Here is a 16948-nt window from a genome sequence, read left to right as displayed (position 1 = left end):
TCTCGTCTCGATGTCCATGAACCGGCAACAGCTTTCCCGCGCTATCGATGTGGGTCGTTCCTCGACCCTGAATTGCTTCGAAACCACGAAGGACATCGCCGGCATCGCGGCGACAATCGCCGACGATGACCCGTTCGGGCCGTTGTTTCGCAACCGCTATCTGAATGATTCGATCATTTTCAAGGTCGTCGATACCGTCACCATTCGCGGCAAACGCCAGCACGGTGTCGAGACCCTCGTCTATTTTCCCTACAACCATCAGAATATGTATGAGGGTGGCGACTCCATTCTGGTAAGCGACCCCCGCCGGGCCGAGAAACTGCTGCACAAATGTGGTCTCGATACGAATCGCGAGGACAAGGCTGAAGACGGCCGTTGGGACATTCAGATCATGGAAATGATCGACCAGTTGCCCACCCTCGACCCGTTCCTGCTGAAATGTAAGGCGCAACAGCAGGGCATCGAGGACCAGTTGAACCCCGCCTATTTCAACATCAGCATCGAGGAATGGACCCGCATCCAGAAGCCCATCCGCGAAAAAATCGACGCGCTGGTCCGCAAGGCGCTGGGCATGGAAGACGACGACGTCGACACCGACCCGGACCTCAAGATCAGGATCGAAGAGAACATCTCCAAATTCCTGAAGAAAATCTGGGAAGCGCGCGACATCGACGGCATTGAGGATTTCGTCTACGGCATGGAAATGCCGCCCGAGCGCGCGCCGGAGCTATTCTTCGCCTGGAAAGCGATTTGCTATTATCAGGTGCAGTTTTCGGAAGTGGAGCCGGCACTACGCCGCCTCTTCGCCTGGATCGGCGACGCGAAGACCGCGCTGCCGGTCGATTACGGCGGTCTGCGCACGGAGGTTCAGGGCCTGATCAAGCGGGACCTCAAGCAACTCCGCGCCCTGTTTCGCGAAAATTATCTCAGCATCGTCAATATGCTGGAGGCTTATGAAAACAGCTATCGGCAGTTTATCGAGGAAAGCAATCCGGCACCGTTCAAGGATTTCCTCGGCCAGGCCGACACGCACTATGTCGAACTGGCAGCCTGCCTGAGCAGCAACTCCCACGCGATCAATCTGCTGCAGGACCAGCTCGGACGCACGGGCCCGCAGATTACGAGCGACCAGCACCGCGAGTTGCTCGATTGCATGCTTGGCGTGTTCGGGGTCGAGCCGCAAGCCGCCGACATGCTGATCGCCAGCTAATCCGACGCCAGATCCGACTTTAGATCCGACGTCAGCAGCTTCAGCCGGTGGGACGCGCGTTCCAGCCGCTCCTCGACCGTGTCCGGCGTATCGCGGGTCACATGCTCGCCCACATCATAGAAATACCAGAGCCGGGCCCTAAAGGCCGCATCGGACGAGCTGAGTCCCGCCTCCTCGAACAATGACCGCGCCGTTGCCATCCGGCGTTCGTCAATCGCCGCCACCGCGGCCGCGACGTCCGGATCGAACTGAGCCCAGGCACGCATGGCATTGTCGTATTGGTCGGGGTCCTCGTGCGCGATGAATTCGAGAATGGCCCGCATCTTTTCGATCGGACCTCCCGACGTGGCCTGCACATGGGCAAGTACCGGATCCGTCTGGCGACGCGCCCAGAATTCCGGAAGCGAGTTCAGCAGGTCCTGACGATCCTTGAAGTGCCAGTAAAAGCTCCCCTTGGTCACCCCGAGGCGCTGCGCGAGAGGCTCGACCTTCACATGATCGACCCCGCGCTCTCGCAGCATTTCAAGCGCTTCCGCGAGCCAGGAGTCTCGATCCTGGGACTGTTCTCGTTTGCTCGTCATTCGTCCGCCTACAATATCTGCCAGACCAGGCTCGGCCCCATACGCACGCGTATTGACACCCGCACACCAGCATAATACCATACGGTTGCGTATGGGCCAAATACCGAGCGCGTGACACCGGGTTAGAGGCTTTCCGAGCCAAGCCTGTTCCGTCTAGAGTATCCAGCAACACCGCCGCGAATGGCAGGGCAGGAGGAAATCCCCATGACTGAACCCATTATCAAGGTCGCCGATCTCGAATGGGGCCGCATCAGGTCACCCGATCTGGACGTCCAGGAAGAGTTCCTGACCAATTTCGGTATGATCACGGTCGAGCGCACCAACGACAAACTGTTCATGCGCGGCACCGGTGCCAGCCACCATATTCACGTGACGGAAAAGGGCGACCCCGGTTTCATCAGCCTCGCCTTCCGTGCTGTTAGCGAAGACGATCTGCACAAACTCGCTGCGGAAGCCAAAGGCGCGTCAGATGTCGAGAATATCGACGAGCCCGGCGGCGGCAAAAGGGTCCGCCTCACAGAACCCAACGGCTACACCATCGAAGTCGTCCACGGTATTGAAGCCGTCGACGAGATGCCCGTCGAGCGTCAATCCTACAACCTCGGCAATATCGACAAGTACAAGCGCGCCAACGAACTTTGGCGCAAGGCCCCCGGCCCGGCCACGGTCATGCGGATCGGCCATGGCGTGATCGGCACACCGAAGATGCACGAATGCACGGCCTGGGTGCGCCACCATATCGGCCTCATCGCTTCGGACGAGGTCTATGTCGAGGATGACAAAGACAAGATAATTGCCAGCTTCAACCGTATCGACGGCGGCAAGCAATTCGTCGACCATCATGTGTTTCTCTACATCGGCAACGAGAATGCCGGGCTGAACCACCTCTCGTTCGAGGTGCCCGATTTCGACGACGTGATGATGGGTCACGAACATCTGCGTGATGCCGGTAATTACGACCATGTCTGGGGCATTGGCCGTCACGTTCTCGGCAGCCAGATTTACGACTATTGGAAGGACCCGTGGGGTCGGGTGCACGAACATTGGGCGGATTCGGACACGCTCAATGCGGACTACGAAACCCGCTACATCCCCGCCGATGAAGGGCTCAGGTCCCAGTGGGGCGAGCCTGCTCCCATGGAATTCATCCATCACGTCAGCCCTTAGGCGGTTTCTGCCTTGTGATGTGCGGCCCGGCAGCCAATGCCGGGCCGTTTGCGTTTATTGCGGCACCCGACTTGGCGCACAGCCAGTTTTCTGGCAGACAGAGCCATCATCCCAGGGCCGTGATATTTCATGACAGATTCTGACAACCCCGATTCCCACGACACCGAAACGGCGCCGCGCGATTTCATCCGCGACCGGATTCGTGCCGATCTCGAATCCGGCCAGACCGATACGATCGTCACCCGCTTCCCGCCGGAACCGAACGGCTACCTTCATATCGGACACGCCAAGTCGATCTGCCTGAACTTCGGCGTCGCGGCGGAGTTCGGCGGCACCTGCAACCTGCGCTTCGACGATACCAACCCCGCCCGCGAGGACGCCGCCTATATTCGCGCCATACAGGACGACGTGCGCTGGCTCGGATTCGACTGGGGCGAGAATCTCTTCCACGCGTCAGATAATTTCGAGCAACTCTACGCCTGGGCGCAGCATCTGATCGAAGGCGGCCTCGCCTATGTGGACGATCTGACGGCCGATGAAATCCGCGAGTATCGCGGCACCCTGACCGAACCCGGCCGACCGAGCCCCTACCGCGAGAGGCCGGCCGCAGAAAGCCTCGATCTGTTCGCGCGCATGCGCGCCGGCGAGTTCGAGGATGGTGCACGGGTGCTCCGCGCCAAGATCGACATGGCCTCAGGCAATATCAACCTGCGCGACCCCGTATTGTATCGGATACTTCGCGCCGATCATCCGCGCACGGGCGATGCGTGGCGCATCTACCCGACCTATGATTTCGCCCACGGCCAGTCGGACGCCATCGAACATGTGACTCATTCCCTGTGTACGCTGGAGTTCGAGGATCACCGCCCTCTGTATGACTGGTTCATCGAAAACCTCCCGGTGCCCGCCCGGCCCCGCCAGTATGAATTCGGACGCCTCAACCTCGGTCACACGGTGCTGTCGAAACGTCGCCTGATCCACCTCGTGGAGGAAGGCCATGTCGCCGGCTGGGACGACCCGCGCATGCCCACCGTGGCCGGGCTGCGCCGCCGCGGTGTGCCCCCCGAGGCGATCCGCGATTTCATCACCCGCCTGGGCATTACCAAGGCCGACGGACTGGTCGAGATGTCGTATCTCGAGAACACGATCCGCGAGCATCTGAATCAGACCGCCCCGCGCCGAATGGGCGTACTCGATCCGGTCAAGCTGGTGATCGAGAACTATCCCGAGGGCGAGACAGAAGAACTGGACGGGGTGAACAACCCGACCGACGAAAGTGCCGGCACGCGCAAAATTCCGTTCGGGCGCGAACTCTGGGTCGAGCGTGACGATTATATGGACGACGCACCCAAGAAATTCCGCCGCCTGACCATCGGGCGGGAGGTGCGGCTCCGCTTCGCATATTTCGTGACTTGCACGGATGTAATCAAGGACGCCGTCGGCAATGTGACTGAGCTGCGCTGCACCTATGACCCGGAAAGCCGTGGCGGCGAATCACCCGACGGCCGCAAGGTCCGCGGGACGATCCATTGGGTCTCGGCGGCCCACGCCGAGACCGCAGAAGTCCGCCTTTACGATCATCTGTTCACCGCCGAGGAACCGGGCAAGGAGCGCGACTGGCTCGAAGACCTCAACCCGTCCTCACTCGACCTGCGCACCGAATGCTACCTGGAGCCGACCCTCGCGAAGGACGATGCGGTGGTCCAGTTCGAGCGGCTTGGCTATTTCGCGCCCGATGCGGGATCTGCCCCCGGCGCACTCGTGTTCAACCGCACGGTGAGCCTGCGCGATGGCGGGGCGAAGGCAAAAGGCTAGACGTTCGAAAACGTAAACGGGCGCGACGGGTATTCAGGACTGTTCCGACGACGCGACCTCGACTTTCACATCCATTCCCTCGAATGCGTTTCCGTCACCGATGAAGCTTCCCGATACGGGCATCGTCTGACGGATATGGCGGGCCACGGCGACCGGAATCAGATTGAATCCGCCGACACTTCGGTTGGTCGGATCGAACACGATCCAGCCCGCACCGGGCACGTAGACTTCGGCCCACGCGTGGGTCGACCCCGCCCCCTGGGACCCCACGGCATCATTGTCCGGATCGTACAGATATCCCGATACAATCCGCGCACCGAAACCGAAACTGCGTACGGCATCGACAAACAGAACCGCGAAATCCCGGCATGACCCCTGGCCAAGGCTGAGCGTCTGCCTCGGCGACTGGGCATCATCGGTTTCGCGAACTTCATAGGTGACCCGCGCCGCGACACCGTCCGACAAATCCTTGAGGAGCGACAGCGTATCGGTCGGATTCCCGGAAACGAAACCCTGGGCCCATGCCCGCAGGCTCCCGTCGGAATCGAGATAGGCTTGCAGCCGCAATGCCCCGAGGTCGGTCATCTCGTCTTCTGTCAGCAGGAAAGGGTAATTGGCGGCCGAGGCGGCGATATCGAAAACGGGCCACTGGTCGACGTCGAGTGTGAGTGCCGCAAAACTATCTATGACGAGCGTATCCGACGGTTCCTGAAATGTGGCCGTCGCAACGGAATTGCCGAAAACATCATGCGCCCAGGCAATGGTTGCGCCGGGTGACACATCCAGATTATGCGCGGTGAGACGCAGATTGCGGCTCTCGCGCGGGCGAAGCATCATGCGGTGCGTGCCGAACTGGATGGGCTCCCGGTACCGGTAGGTTGTGCGGTGGTGAATCTCGAGCCTGGTCAAATTTCGTCTCCCGCCGGAAGCTAGCATAGATTGGCCCGGCACCCGCCCCGGCCGGTGGCGGGTTTGATCCGGGGACTGGACCCGGCGGCCGAACCCGGGGGTTGGACCGAAGGGCTGCGCATGGGAACATGGCTTGTCTGACTGGAGCATTTAAATGGAAATCAACATCCCCGAAGTCCTCGCCGAGGTAACGGCAGCCCATGACCGCTATGAAGCGGCGCTGACGACGAACGATGTCGACGTGCTGAACGAGCTGTTCTGGACCCATGATCTGACCCTGCGCTACGGCATCGGCGAAAACCTCTACGGCCATGACCAGATCGCCGGGTTCCGTGCCGCACGTGACCCGGCCGACGTGGCCCGCACCACCGGGCCGGTGATCGTAACCACATACGGCCGTGATTTCGGTACCGCGAACCTGGAGTTTCATCGCGAAAGCATGGGCGACAAGGTGGGGCGACAGAGCCAGAGCTGGGCGCGCATGCCGGAGGGATGGCGCATCGTCGCCGCCCATGTAAGCGTCATCGACAAATAGAAAAAGGCCGCTGCGATGAGCGGCCCTTTCAAATCTGGTCCCGGGGCTGATTCTAGCTGGCGACGCGCCAGATCTCCGGCGCTTTCTCCATGCTATCGAGCAACGCCTGACGCTCAGCCTCCATGGCCGCCGGCAGACGACCGGCAAAGCTGTCGAACAGTTCCTTCTGGGCTTGAGCCTCGTTGCTGCCCGCGTCGCGCGCGAGATCCATGATCCCGCTGAACGCATCGGCCGTGAATTCGAGGCCGGTCCAGTTGAGATCGCTGTAGCGCGGCATATTGCCGAGCGGGCCTTCGATGGCGTCGCGATTGTCGTGCACCCGGTCGCAGACCCATTCGAGTACACGCATGTTCTCGCCGAAGCCCGGCCAGATGAAGTTGCCCGCCGCATCCTTGCGGAACCAGTTCACCCTGAAAATCTTGGGCAGCTTGAGCCCCTTCTCCGCGAAGCCCAACCAATGGCTCCAGTAATCGGCCATGTTGTACCCGCAGAAGGGCAGCATCGCCATCGGGTCGCGGCGAATTGCTGCCTGATTGTCCGCTGCTGCGGTCGCTTCCGATCCCATGGTCGCGGCCATGTAAACACCGTGCTGCCAGTCCGTGGATTCGTAAACCAACGGAAAGGTTGAGCTCAGTCGGCCGCCGAAGACAAACGCATCGATCGGCACACCGTTCGGATCGTCCCAGGCCGGGTCGAGGCTCGGGCAATTGACCGACGCGACGGTGAAGCGCGCGTTCGGATGGGCGGCAGGTGTGTCACTGTCCGGGGTCCAGTCGTCGCCGCGCCAGTCGATCAGATGATCGGGCACCTCGCCGTCCTTGCCTTCCCACCAGACGTCGCCATTGTCCATCAGCGCCACATTGGTGAAGATCGTGTCGCGCTCGATCATCGTCATGGCATTCGGGTTCGTCTTCGTCGACGTTCCCGGCACCACACCGAAATACCCGGCTTCGGGATTGATCGCATGCAGCCGGCCATCCTCGCCAGGTTTGATCCAGGCGATATCGTCACCGACGGTACTGACTTTCCAGCCCTCGTAACCGGCAGGCGGAATGAGCATGGCGAGGTTCGTCTTGCCGCACGCACTCGGGAATGCGGCCGCGACATATGTCTTCTCACCCTTCGGCGATTCCAGCCCGAGGATGAGCATATGCTCGGCGAGCCAGCCTTCTTCCCTGGCCATGATCGACGCAATGCGCAGCGAGAAGCACTTCTTGCCGAGCAGCGCATTGCCGCCATAGCCGCTGCCATAGGACCAGATCGAATGATCCTGCGGGAAATGCACGATGTATTTGGTCTTGTTGCAGGGCCAGACGACATCCGCCTCGCCATCCGCGAGCGGCGCGCCGACGGTATGCAGGCACGGCACGAAGTCGCCGTCATCACCCAGCACGTCAAGTGCGCCCTGCCCCATCCGGGTCATGATGCGCATGCTCGCGGCGACGTAAGGTGAGTCTGTAAGTTGCACCCCGATATGGGCAATGTGGGAGCCGAGCGGCCCCATGCTGAAGGGGATCACATACATGGTTCGGCCGCGCATGCAGCCGTCGAATAAGCCGTTCAGGGTCTCGCGCATCTCGTCGGGTGCGACCCAGTTATTGTTGGGTCCGGCATCTTCCTCATTGTCCCAGCAGACGAAGGTGCGGTCCTCGACCCGCGCCACATCGCTGGGGTCGGAACGGGCCAGGAAGCAGCCGGGCCGTAATTCCTGGTTCAGCGGAATCAGCATGCCGGACTCGACCATCTGCGCGGACAGGCGGTCATATTCTTCCTTCGACCCGTCGCACCAATAGATGTCGGCCGGCTTCGTCAGCGCGGCGACCTCATCGACCCAGTTCAACAGCCCCTGATTACGGGTTCGACTGTCTGCCGATTTCCCCATCGTTGCGTCCCCTCCGGCGATCTTTGCCGCCTGTTTTCCGATACGAGAATTATCGAACTATAAGCCAAAGGACTCGGGGCATGTAAACCGCTCGCCCGGATTATTCTGGGGGCGAAATGACGCATGATCTACGCGGGCATTTTTCGCTTTGCGCGCGGGCGGCGCGCTTGCGTTCCCACGGTCGCGATCCGCAGGGTATTTGTGCGGCCCGGAGTCCCGAACGGCACGCCCGCAGTGATGACCAACCTGTCACCCGTTTTGGCGAACTCTTCCGTCTCCGCCACCCGGCTGGCCCGGACCACCATGTCCAGGAAGCTGGTTGTGTCCTCGGTCTCCACACAATGCACCCCCCAGGCAAGCGCCAGACGCCGCGCGGTCTGAACCACCGGGGTCAGCACGAGAATCGGTACTTCCGGCCGTTCGCGCGAGGCGCGCAGCCCAGTGGAGCCCGACGCCGTATAGCAAACGATGGCAGCCGCCTTGAGGGTTTCGGCGACCTGCCGCGCCGCCAGGGTGATCGCATCCGCCGAAGTCGTCTCGGGTGCCATCCGTCCCGCGTCGATCTCATCCCGGAACTGCGGGTCACCCTCGACCGACCGGGCGACCCGGTCCATCATCTCTACCGCCTCGAGCGGATGTGCGCCGGCGGCGGACTCGCCCGACAGCATCACCGCATCCGCGCCCTCGAAAACGGCATTCGCCACGTCCGAGACTTCCGCACGGGTCGGCACCGGTGCCTCGATCATCGACTCCAGCATCTGGGTCGCGACGACCACCGGCTTGCCGGCGCGCCGCCCGGCCCGCGTGATCGCCTTCTGGATACCCGGCACCTTTTCGATGGGCAGCTCCACACCCAAATCCCCGCGCGCGACCATGATGCCGTCCGCGACCTCGATTATCTCATCCAGGAAATCGAGTGCGCGCGGTTTTTCAATTTTTGCCATTACCGCCGCGCGCCCGGCGACGATCTTCTTCGTTTCGGCCACGTCGTCGGGCCGTTGCACGAAGGACAACGCCACCCAGTCCACGTCGAGAGTCATGGCAAAATCGAGATCGCGGCGATCCTTGGGCGACAAGGCCGGGACAGGCAGGGTCACGTCCGGCACGTTCACGCCCTTGTTGGACGAGAGCGGCCCGCCGACGATCACCTTCGTATCCGCAAAATCCTTCCCCGCCTCGACCACCTCAAGCCGAATCTTGCCGTCGTCGATGAGCAGGCTGGCGCCGGCACCGATCGCCTGAAAAATTTCCCTGTGGGGCAACTCCGCACCGGCAGCATCGCCGGGCCCATGTTCGAGTTCGAGCCGGAAGGCCGCACCATCCTTCAAAACCGTACCCGCGGCGACCTTGCCGATCCGCAGTTTCGGTCCCTGGAGGTCGACAAGGATACAGATCGGGCGCCCGAGCTCTGCTTCGACCGCACGGATACGCGCATGCATTTCACGGACGTCGTCGTGGGACCCGTGGCTCATATTCAGCCGGAACGCGTCCGCGCCGGCCAGAAACAGCGCGCGGATCATCTTCTTCGATGAACTCGCCGGGCCGAGGGTCGCCAGGACCTTCACGTTTCGCACACGCCGCATATCGCTCTTCCCAGATAACTTAACGTTCAGATCATTTCGCGCAATCGACGCATTGCGCGGCCGCCGGATCGACTTCCAGGCGCTTCTCCGGGATGTCGTTCCCGCAAGTCATGCAGTAGCCATACTCGCCCTCGTCGAGCCGGGACAACGCCGCCGAGATGAGGCGCAACCGATGCTGACGCCGGTCTTCCTCGGCCTGCGCCATCGCCTGCACCTGGATGGCATCCATGCGCGAGAGCCGGCCGACGCTCTGCTGATCCAACGTCACCGGTGTGCGGTTCTCGGATGTCGCGGCGCTCGACTCCCTCAGTGCGGCGCGTTCGCCCAGGAGCGTCGCGCGCCATCTCTCGAGGTCCAGTTTCCCTGTCATGGTCGTATTGGGAGCCGAGTTCGTCGCGAAATCAAGTCGCGCGTGATGGTTCGCCCTTCCCTGCAACCCAACGATGTTTGTGGCTACACTCGTTTCAGGGAAAACGCGGGAGAAACAAATGTCACGTTTCGAAGACAGGGTCTGCATCATCACCGGCGGCGCGAGCGGGATCGGTGCGGAGACCGCGCGCCGGTTTGTGCGCGACGGCGGTCGGGTCGTCATCGGAGATGTGGACGCGGCGCTCGGCGGCGTCATTGCCGACGAAATGGGCGATGCGGCGGCGTTCGCTCCCATCGACGTCGCCGACCCAGATTCCTGCGCTTCCGGCGTTGCCTTCGCGGTCGAAACCTTCGGTCGGCTCGACGCTCTGGTGAACAGCGCCATCCGCATGGGACCGGGACCGTTGGAAGATCTGTCCCACGACGACTGGAGCAAGGTCGTCGATGTGGGGCTGACGGGCACCTTCCTGATGACCCAGGCTGCCGGCCGCTGGTGGATCGGGAAAAAAACCCCGGGCGCGGTGGTGAACCTGTCCTCGACCGGCGGGCTTCAGCCCTACAACCTGGCCGGCGCCTACAGCACGACCAAGGCCGGCGTGATCATGCTGTCCAAACAATTCGGGCTGGAATGGGCGAAGCACAATATCCGGGTCAACGCGGTCTGCCCCGGACACACGGAAACGCCGCTCACCGCCTACATGCGCGACCCGGCCGTCAAACAGGCGCGCGCGGATGTCACGCCGCTCGGCCGGGTCGGCCAGCCCGACGACATCGCCGAGGGCATTCTCTATCTGCTGTCAGATGCCGCGTCCTATGTGACCTCATCCGAACTGGTTATCGACGGCGGCATGTCGACGAGCCTTTTCAACCACATGCCGGGGCGAAAATGGGACTAGGCTGTTGGCTTATCTCGCCGGGCCCATCTTGAATTGCACGTCGTCGTCGGCGGCGATCTGCTCGATCAGCGCGACCTCCCAGTCGATATATTCCTGCATCCGGGCTTCCACATCCGTATTGCGGTCATAGGCGCGCAGATAGACATCGGTGCAGTCTTTGTCGGCCGGATATGTCGGGTCGGCCTCGGTCTCAAGGCCCGCCGCGACCCAGGCGTTCGTACCGCCGGACAGAACCAGAATCTCCGCATTCGTATGGGCGCGCACCTCTTCCACCGCCAGCGCGGCGAGACGGCCATCATCGGATGTGAGAACGAGTGTGCCGCTGTCAGGCAACGCGGGGCCGGTCGCGGCGATCCGCGAGCGGATGGCCCATTTCGCACCGGGGATATGCCCCTTGCGGAACACCCGGCTCTCGCCGAGATCGAGGACGCGCATATCACCGTCATTCAGGCGCGCTGCGAGATCATCCGGGTCGATCGACGCGGCGTCTGAAGGCAACGCCGGGGCGGCGCCGCCGTTCTCCAGTTCACCCGTCAATCCGCCCTCAAGCACATACACCTCTGGATATCCCATCTGCACCAGCCAGTGGGCCGTCATGGTTGCGCGCACACCCGTGTCATCGATCAAAACGATGCGGCCATTCGGGACACCGATGTGAAAATCGGTCGCCTGCACCAACTGGCCGCCCGGCGCGGAACGCGAACCCGGCAGATGCCCGGCAGCGAATTCTTCCGGGTCGCGCACGTCGAGCAGATACAATGTGCGGCTGCCGGCATCGCCCCGCCATGCAACGAGCCTGGCCATATCGATGGTCTCGATATCGTGGGCAGACGCGATCCGGTCACGCATGGCGATTGCGGCCTCCAGGGTCTCCGGGTCGCCCGCTGAAAATCGATCTGTCCGGCCATGTTCCAGCTCAAGCCCGGCGAGGTGCCAGCCCATCGTGCCGTTTTCGAGCGCGATGACCTTGTTGGGCACGCCGGCGTTGATGACCGACTGGGCACCAAGAATACTGCGGGTGCGGCCGGCGCAATTGACCACGATGGTGGTATCGGGCGAAGGCGCAAGATCGCGCACCCGATAGGCGAGTTCCCCGCCCGGCACACTGACCCCCCGGGGGATGCTCATGTTGCGATATTCCGCGAAAGTGCGCGAATCCAGCACGACCAAATCGTCGCCGCGGTCCTGCATCGCCTTGAGGTCGGTCGCGTGCAGCGCAGGTGTAGCGTAGTGATGCTCGACCGCTTCGCCGAATGCCTTACTGGGCACGTTGATGCCCGAATAGACGGTGAAACCGGCTGCAATCCATTCGTCGCGCGTATCGGGACAGATCACGACGTCGGTGTAGCCCAGGGCGGCCAGCGCCGCCGCGCCGCGTGCGGCCAGGTCAGCGTCACCGGCGGTCGTCACGATGACGGGCGTGCTTTGCCGGGGCACCAATCTCGAGACCTCGAATTCGAGCCGGCTCAGGGGCGTGTTCGCCGCCCAGAACAGGTGACAGGCGCCGAACTCGCCCTGCTCACGCAGATCGAGGAGTGCGGTTTCGCTTTTGGCCGACAGGGCGGCGCGGAGAATCTCGGATTTCATGATTGCCATTCTACAGTAAACACACGTGTATTGTGATTCGGGTCGGGTCCGGTGCATGATAGGGGTCAGACATTCAGATACGACCGTCGCAACAGCGGTCATCGTAACAGGAGGAATTTCATCATGGCGCTTACCGTCGATCAGTTCGCCGAAGATTGCCGTCAAATTCTCACGAAGGATTCAAGCGAAAGCGGACTCGAGAAGGTCCGACAGGTTGTCGAGAAATTCCTCGCCGATCAGGAATTCATCAACGAGCATCTCGGGCCGCAAGCCGATGCCAATCGCGACGTCCTGTATGAAGATCCGGACCTGGGTTTCTGCATCTGCGCCCATGTCTTCAAAGGTACGAACGAGGCCCCGCCCCACGACCATGGATCAACGTGGGCAATCTATGGCCAGGCGACAGGCCAGACAGTCATGACCGAATATGAAAAACTCGAAGCACCGCATGACGGCGCACCCGGAAAGGCGAAGCCGATCAAATCCTATGACCTGGACCCGGGAATGGCGGTTGCCTACCCGATCGGACGCCTTCACTCACCCAAACGCGAGGGCGAGACCCGGCTGATCCGAATCGAGGGCAAAGACGTCACCAAGATGTCGCGCGATTCCTACGATCGCGCCTAAACGTCTGAGGGAACGATCATGACGGCCAGCCGCGGCGGCGCGGTCGCGCGCGCGGCTGGTCATTTCGATTCCGGTCAGTTCGTCGCGGGGCTGGCGCGCCTGGTCGGACACCCGACCCAGAGCCAGATCCCCGACGCCCATCCGGCTCTCGCGAGCTATTTCGACGATGTCGTCGGCCCCGAGCTCGCCGCACTTGGCTTCACGCTCGACATTCTCGACAACCCGGCCCCGGGGGCGGGCCCGGTGCTGCTCGCCACCCGACATGAAGGCGACGATCTTCCGTCAGTTCTGATTTACGGCCATGGCGACGTGGTCGTCGGACAAGACGAACGCTGGAAGACCGGTCTCGCGCCATGGGATGTCACGCAAGACGTCGACCGGCTTTATGGCCGCGGCACCGCCGACAACAAGGGCCAGCACTGGACCAATATCGGCGGCCTGCGGGCGGTGATTGAGGAACGGGGCCGCCTCGGCTTCAACTGCACGATCCTGCTGGAGAGCGACGAGGAGATGGGCTCGCGGGGTCTGCGCGAATTCTGCCGCATTCACGCCGACCGGTTGCGCGCGGATGTGCTGATCGCGTCGGACGGGCCGCGCCTCGACCCAGCGCGGGCGACAATCGTTCTCGGCTCGCGCGGCCTGGTAAATTTCGAGCTCGCATTGAAACTACGCGACGGCGCCCATCATTCGGGCAACTGGGGCGGGCTGATCCGCGACCCGGGCGTGGTTCTGTCTCATGCCATTGCCAGCCTAACCGACACGCGCGGCCAGATCGCTATCCCCGAATGGCGGCCGACTTCTCTCACCCCGGATATCCGTGCGTTGCTGGCCAAAGTGAAAGTGTCGGGTGGCGACGGCAGCCCCGACATTGATCTGGACTGGGGCGAAGAAGGTTTAAGTCCCGAAGAACGGGTCTATGGCTGGAACAGCTTCGCCGTGCTCGCGCTCGATCTCGGCAACCCCGAACGCCCCCAGAACGCGATCGCGCCCGAGGCGCGCGCGGTTTGCCAGATCCGCTACGTGGTCGGCACCGACCCGGATGACATCCTGCCCGCGCTGCGTCGCCATCTGGATGCGCATGGTTTTCGCAATGTGACCGTCACACCCACCCGGATGGCCGGGATGCGCGCGACCCGCTCGGACCCGACCAACAAATGGGTGCAGCGGGCGCTGGAGTCAGTCAACGAGACTCTCGAAATGAACGGCGGCGGCAGCGCCGCGCTGATCCCGAATATCGGCGGCGGCATTCCCAACGACATCTTCGCCGAGGATCTCGGCATGCCGACCGTGTGGATTCCCCACTCCTACGCGGGCTGCAACCAGCATGCGCCGAACGAACATATGCTCGCGTCGGTCGCGCGCGAGGGGCTGCAGATCATGGCCGGGTTGTTCTGGGATATCGGCGCGGACTAGCGCCGGATTATTCCGCCGCCTCGGCGGTCTCGAGCGCCTCGCTCGCCTCCAGCCAGACCGCTTCCGCCGCGCCGAGCTTCTTCTCGATCTCGCCACGTTTCTTCATCAGGTCGGTCATCGCCTGATCCTTGTAGGGCGCCTCGGCGCTGTCGGGGTCGAACATGGCGCGGTCGATCGCGGAGCGTTGATCGGTGAGCTTGCCCATCTCCGCCTCGGCCTTGCGGGCGCGGGCGCGCAGGTCCTTGGTCCGTTCGCGGGCTTCGGCGGCCGCGCGGCGCGCCTCCTTCTTGTTCCCGCGCTTTTCCTTGGGTGCTGAGTCCTCGCGGGCCTTGGTCTGCCCCCGCCCCAGCAGGTGATCGCGGTAATCATCCAGGCTGCCGTCGAACTCACGCGCGGTGCCTTCGTCGATCAGAATCAAACGATCCGCCGTCATCTCCAGCAGGTGCCGATCATGGCTGACCACCACCACCGCACCGTCGAACGCGTTGAGGGCCTGGACCAGGGATTCGCGGGCATCCACATCCAGATGGTTCGTCGGCTCATCGAGGATGAGGATATGCGGCGCATCGCGGGTGATCAGCGCCAGCGCCAGACGCGCGCGCTCGCCGCCTGACAGCTTGCCGACTTCGAGATGCACCTTGTCGCCGGAGAAGCCGAACCGGCCGAGCTGGCTGCGGACCAGCCCGGGCTTGGCATCGGGCAGGAGCCGGGTCATGTGATCGAGAGGTGTTTCTCCGACGCGCAACTCCTCGACCTGATGCTGGGCGAAGTAACCGACACGCAATTTGCTGCTCGACGTCACATCCCCCGCCATGGGTTTCAGTTGACCCGCCAGCAAACGCGCAAGTGTCGTCTTGCCGTTGCCGTTGCGGCCCAGCAGCGCAATCCGGTCATCGGGGTCGATGCGTAAACTCAGTCCCGACAGCACCGGCGTGTCGGCGACATAGCCGACGGCCGCCCGGTCCAGCACCATGAGCGGCGGGCGCAGTTCCTGGGGGCTCGGGAAATCGAACACCAATGTCGGGTCTTCGGCGGCCGCCGCCACGGGTTCCATCCGGGCCAGCGCCTTCATCCGGCTCTGGGCCTGGCGGGCGGTGTGGGCCTTGTAGCGCCAGCGGTCCACATAGGCCTGGAGCTTGGCGCGTTTTTCTTCCTGTTTGACGCGCATCGCCGAAATCTGGTTGAGGCGCTCGGCGCGAATTTTCTCGAACGCGTCGTAGCCGCCGGGATACAGGCTGATCGTCCCGCCCTGCACATGCAGGATGTGGTCGACCACGTTGTTCAGCAGGTCGCGCTCATGGCTGACCACGACCATGGAGGCGGGATAGGTCTTGAGGAAATTCTCGAGCCAGAGCGCGGCCTCCAGATCCAGATGGTTCGACGGTTCATCGAGCAACAACAGGTCAGGCCGCGAGAACAGCAGCCCCGCCAGCGCCACGCGCATGCGCCAGCCGCCCGAAAAAGACGACAGTGACTGATGCTGGACGTCCTCGTCGAAGCCGAGCCCCGCCAGAATGCGCGCAGCCCGCGACGGCGCGCCATGGGCGTCGATCAAACCCAGCCGCTCGTGGATCACGGAGATACGCTCGGCGTCCGTCGCGGTGTCGGCCTCGGCCAGCAGGTCCACGCGTTCAGTGTCGGCGGCGAGCACCATTTCGAACGGCGTCATCGGGCCGCCCGGCGCCTCCTGGGCGACATAGCCGATCTTGGTGCCGCGCGGCGTCTCGACCGAACCGTCGTCGGCTTCGAGCAGCCCCGCGATGATCTTGAGCAGCGTAGACTTGCCCGCGCCATTGCGCCCGATCAGCCCCACCCGGCTGCCCGTCGGCAGCATGGCGGTGGCGCCCGAGAGAATGGTCTCGCCGCCCAGACGCGCGGTGATGTTGTTCAGGTTCAGCATGGAAGCGCGGGGGATAGCACAGGGCGCGCTGTTGCGGAAATATCTGCCGCGCAATTCGTCAGAAAGAGTTATTTGCCATTGCCATGAAAACCAGGCTGACCCCCACGGTCCAAGTGTCGAAGAGCACCATCGGCCAGCGAACTGTTATCGGGTGCGTTGCCCACGGCAATGGAACCCCACAAGATCGTCGAATATCTCGGCGCACATGAACACTCGCCGCAACGGCTATCAGCCCTCCGACAACAAACAACAGCAACGGATCGACCACGACAGCTAAGACCATCATGACCATCAGGCCCAACACATACGGAATGACTACTCGAATGGTACTTCCATAGGCCGAACGATCGGACGTGAACATCCAAAAGCCTCTGTAGAATGGTGGAATCCCTATGCCCACCAATACCGAAGCGATGAAGTAGTGGATCGCAAAGTCAAAAAAAACACCAGCTGTCGGCAGGGCTTCCATCACAA

15 protein-coding genes are annotated in these 16948 nt (G+C 62.6%); 7 read left to right on the top strand and 8 right to left on the bottom strand.

Annotated elements, in window-relative coordinates:
* The first annotated feature begins 10 nt into the window (after window positions 1-10).
* A complete protein-coding gene (locus ABJ363_00430; GenBank protein MEP4377436.1) occupies window positions 11-1210 on the top strand; it encodes a hypothetical protein in 1200 nt (399 codons plus the stop codon).
* Here ABJ363_00430 and ABJ363_00425 read toward each other — a convergent pair.
* Window positions 1207-1791: a TetR/AcrR family transcriptional regulator gene (locus ABJ363_00425; protein ID MEP4377435.1), complete on the bottom strand. Its 585-nt coding sequence runs from the start codon at window positions 1789-1791 to the stop codon at window positions 1207-1209. The two genes, ABJ363_00430 and ABJ363_00425, sit on opposite strands and share 4 nt — an antisense overlap.
* 204 nt (window positions 1792-1995) lie before the next feature.
* Here ABJ363_00425 and ABJ363_00420 point away from each other — a divergent pair, with 204 nt between their 5' ends.
* Both ABJ363_00420 and ABJ363_00415 read left to right on the top strand, forming a co-directional pair.
* Window positions 1996-2958 carry a catechol 1,2-dioxygenase gene (locus ABJ363_00420; protein ID MEP4377434.1) on the top strand — a complete coding sequence of 321 codons (963 nt, stop codon included), beginning with the start codon at window positions 1996-1998 and terminating at the stop codon, window positions 2956-2958.
* 129 nt (window positions 2959-3087) lie between these two features.
* Window positions 3088-4773, top strand: a complete 1686-nt coding sequence (locus ABJ363_00415; GenBank protein MEP4377433.1) for a glutamine--tRNA ligase/YqeY domain fusion protein — start codon at window positions 3088-3090, stop codon at window positions 4771-4773.
* Window positions 4774-4806: 33 nt separating this feature from the next.
* Here the strand turns inward: ABJ363_00415 and ABJ363_00410 are convergent, their stop codons facing one another.
* Window positions 4807-5682 carry a transglutaminase family protein gene (locus ABJ363_00410; GenBank protein ID MEP4377432.1) on the bottom strand — a complete coding sequence of 292 codons (876 nt, stop codon included), beginning with the start codon at window positions 5680-5682 and terminating at the stop codon, window positions 4807-4809.
* A 154-nt stretch (window positions 5683-5836) separates the two neighbouring features.
* Here ABJ363_00410 and hpxZ point away from each other — a divergent pair, with 154 nt between their 5' ends.
* The gene (hpxZ, locus tag ABJ363_00405; protein ID MEP4377431.1) at window positions 5837-6217 is read left to right on the top strand and encodes an oxalurate catabolism protein HpxZ; all 381 of its coding nucleotides are present in this window, start codon (window positions 5837-5839) and stop codon (window positions 6215-6217) included.
* A gap of 52 nt (window positions 6218-6269) precedes the next feature.
* On the opposite strand, the gene ABJ363_00400 is transcribed toward hpxZ, so the two are convergent.
* From ABJ363_00400 to ABJ363_00390, 3 genes are all read right to left on the bottom strand, one after another.
* Window positions 6270-8099 (bottom strand): phosphoenolpyruvate carboxykinase (GTP), encoded by a 1830-nt coding sequence (locus ABJ363_00400; protein MEP4377430.1) that lies wholly within the window; start codon window positions 8097-8099, stop codon window positions 6270-6272.
* 128 nt (window positions 8100-8227) lie between these two features.
* Window positions 8228-9682: a pyruvate kinase gene (gene pyk / locus ABJ363_00395; protein ID MEP4377429.1), complete on the bottom strand. Its 1455-nt coding sequence runs from the start codon at window positions 9680-9682 to the stop codon at window positions 8228-8230.
* A gap of 31 nt (window positions 9683-9713) precedes the next feature.
* On the bottom strand, window positions 9714-10052 hold the full coding sequence (locus tag ABJ363_00390) for a TraR/DksA C4-type zinc finger protein (protein MEP4377428.1): 339 nt from the start codon (window positions 10050-10052) through the stop codon (window positions 9714-9716).
* A 118-nt stretch (window positions 10053-10170) separates the two neighbouring features.
* On the opposite strand from ABJ363_00390, the gene ABJ363_00385 reads away from it, so the two are divergent.
* Window positions 10171-10947, top strand: a complete 777-nt coding sequence (locus ABJ363_00385) for an SDR family oxidoreductase (protein MEP4377427.1) — start codon at window positions 10171-10173, stop codon at window positions 10945-10947.
* Window positions 10948-10956: 9 nt separating this feature from the next.
* Here the strand turns inward: ABJ363_00385 and ABJ363_00380 are convergent, their stop codons facing one another.
* Window positions 10957-12534, bottom strand: coding sequence for a rhodanese-like domain-containing protein (locus tag ABJ363_00380; protein ID MEP4377426.1), 1578 nt, complete (start codon window positions 12532-12534; stop codon window positions 10957-10959).
* 123 nt (window positions 12535-12657) lie between these two features.
* Between ABJ363_00380 and ABJ363_00375 the strand changes: the two genes are divergently transcribed.
* Window positions 12658-13161 carry a hypothetical protein gene (locus ABJ363_00375; protein ID MEP4377425.1) on the top strand — a complete coding sequence of 168 codons (504 nt, stop codon included), beginning with the start codon at window positions 12658-12660 and terminating at the stop codon, window positions 13159-13161.
* Window positions 13162-13179: 18 nt separating this feature from the next.
* On the top strand, window positions 13180-14574 hold the full coding sequence (locus ABJ363_00370) for a M20 family metallopeptidase (protein ID MEP4377424.1): 1395 nt from the start codon (window positions 13180-13182) through the stop codon (window positions 14572-14574).
* Window positions 14575-14581: 7 nt separating this feature from the next.
* On the opposite strand, the gene ABJ363_00365 is transcribed toward ABJ363_00370, so the two are convergent.
* Entirely contained in the window at window positions 14582-16474 is a 1893-nt protein-coding gene (locus ABJ363_00365) for an ABC-F family ATP-binding cassette domain-containing protein (protein MEP4377423.1), read from the bottom strand.
* Between the two features lie 58 nt (window positions 16475-16532).
* Window positions 16533-16943 (bottom strand): hypothetical protein, encoded by a 411-nt coding sequence (locus ABJ363_00360; GenBank protein ID MEP4377422.1) that lies wholly within the window; start codon window positions 16941-16943, stop codon window positions 16533-16535.
* Window positions 16944-16948: the final 5 nt, after the last annotated feature.

Source organism: Alphaproteobacteria bacterium, from assembly GCA_039980135.1.
Taxonomy (GTDB): Bacteria; Pseudomonadota; Alphaproteobacteria; order UBA6615; family UBA6615; genus UBA8079.
This window is presented reverse-complemented; position numbering and strand designations above follow the sequence as displayed.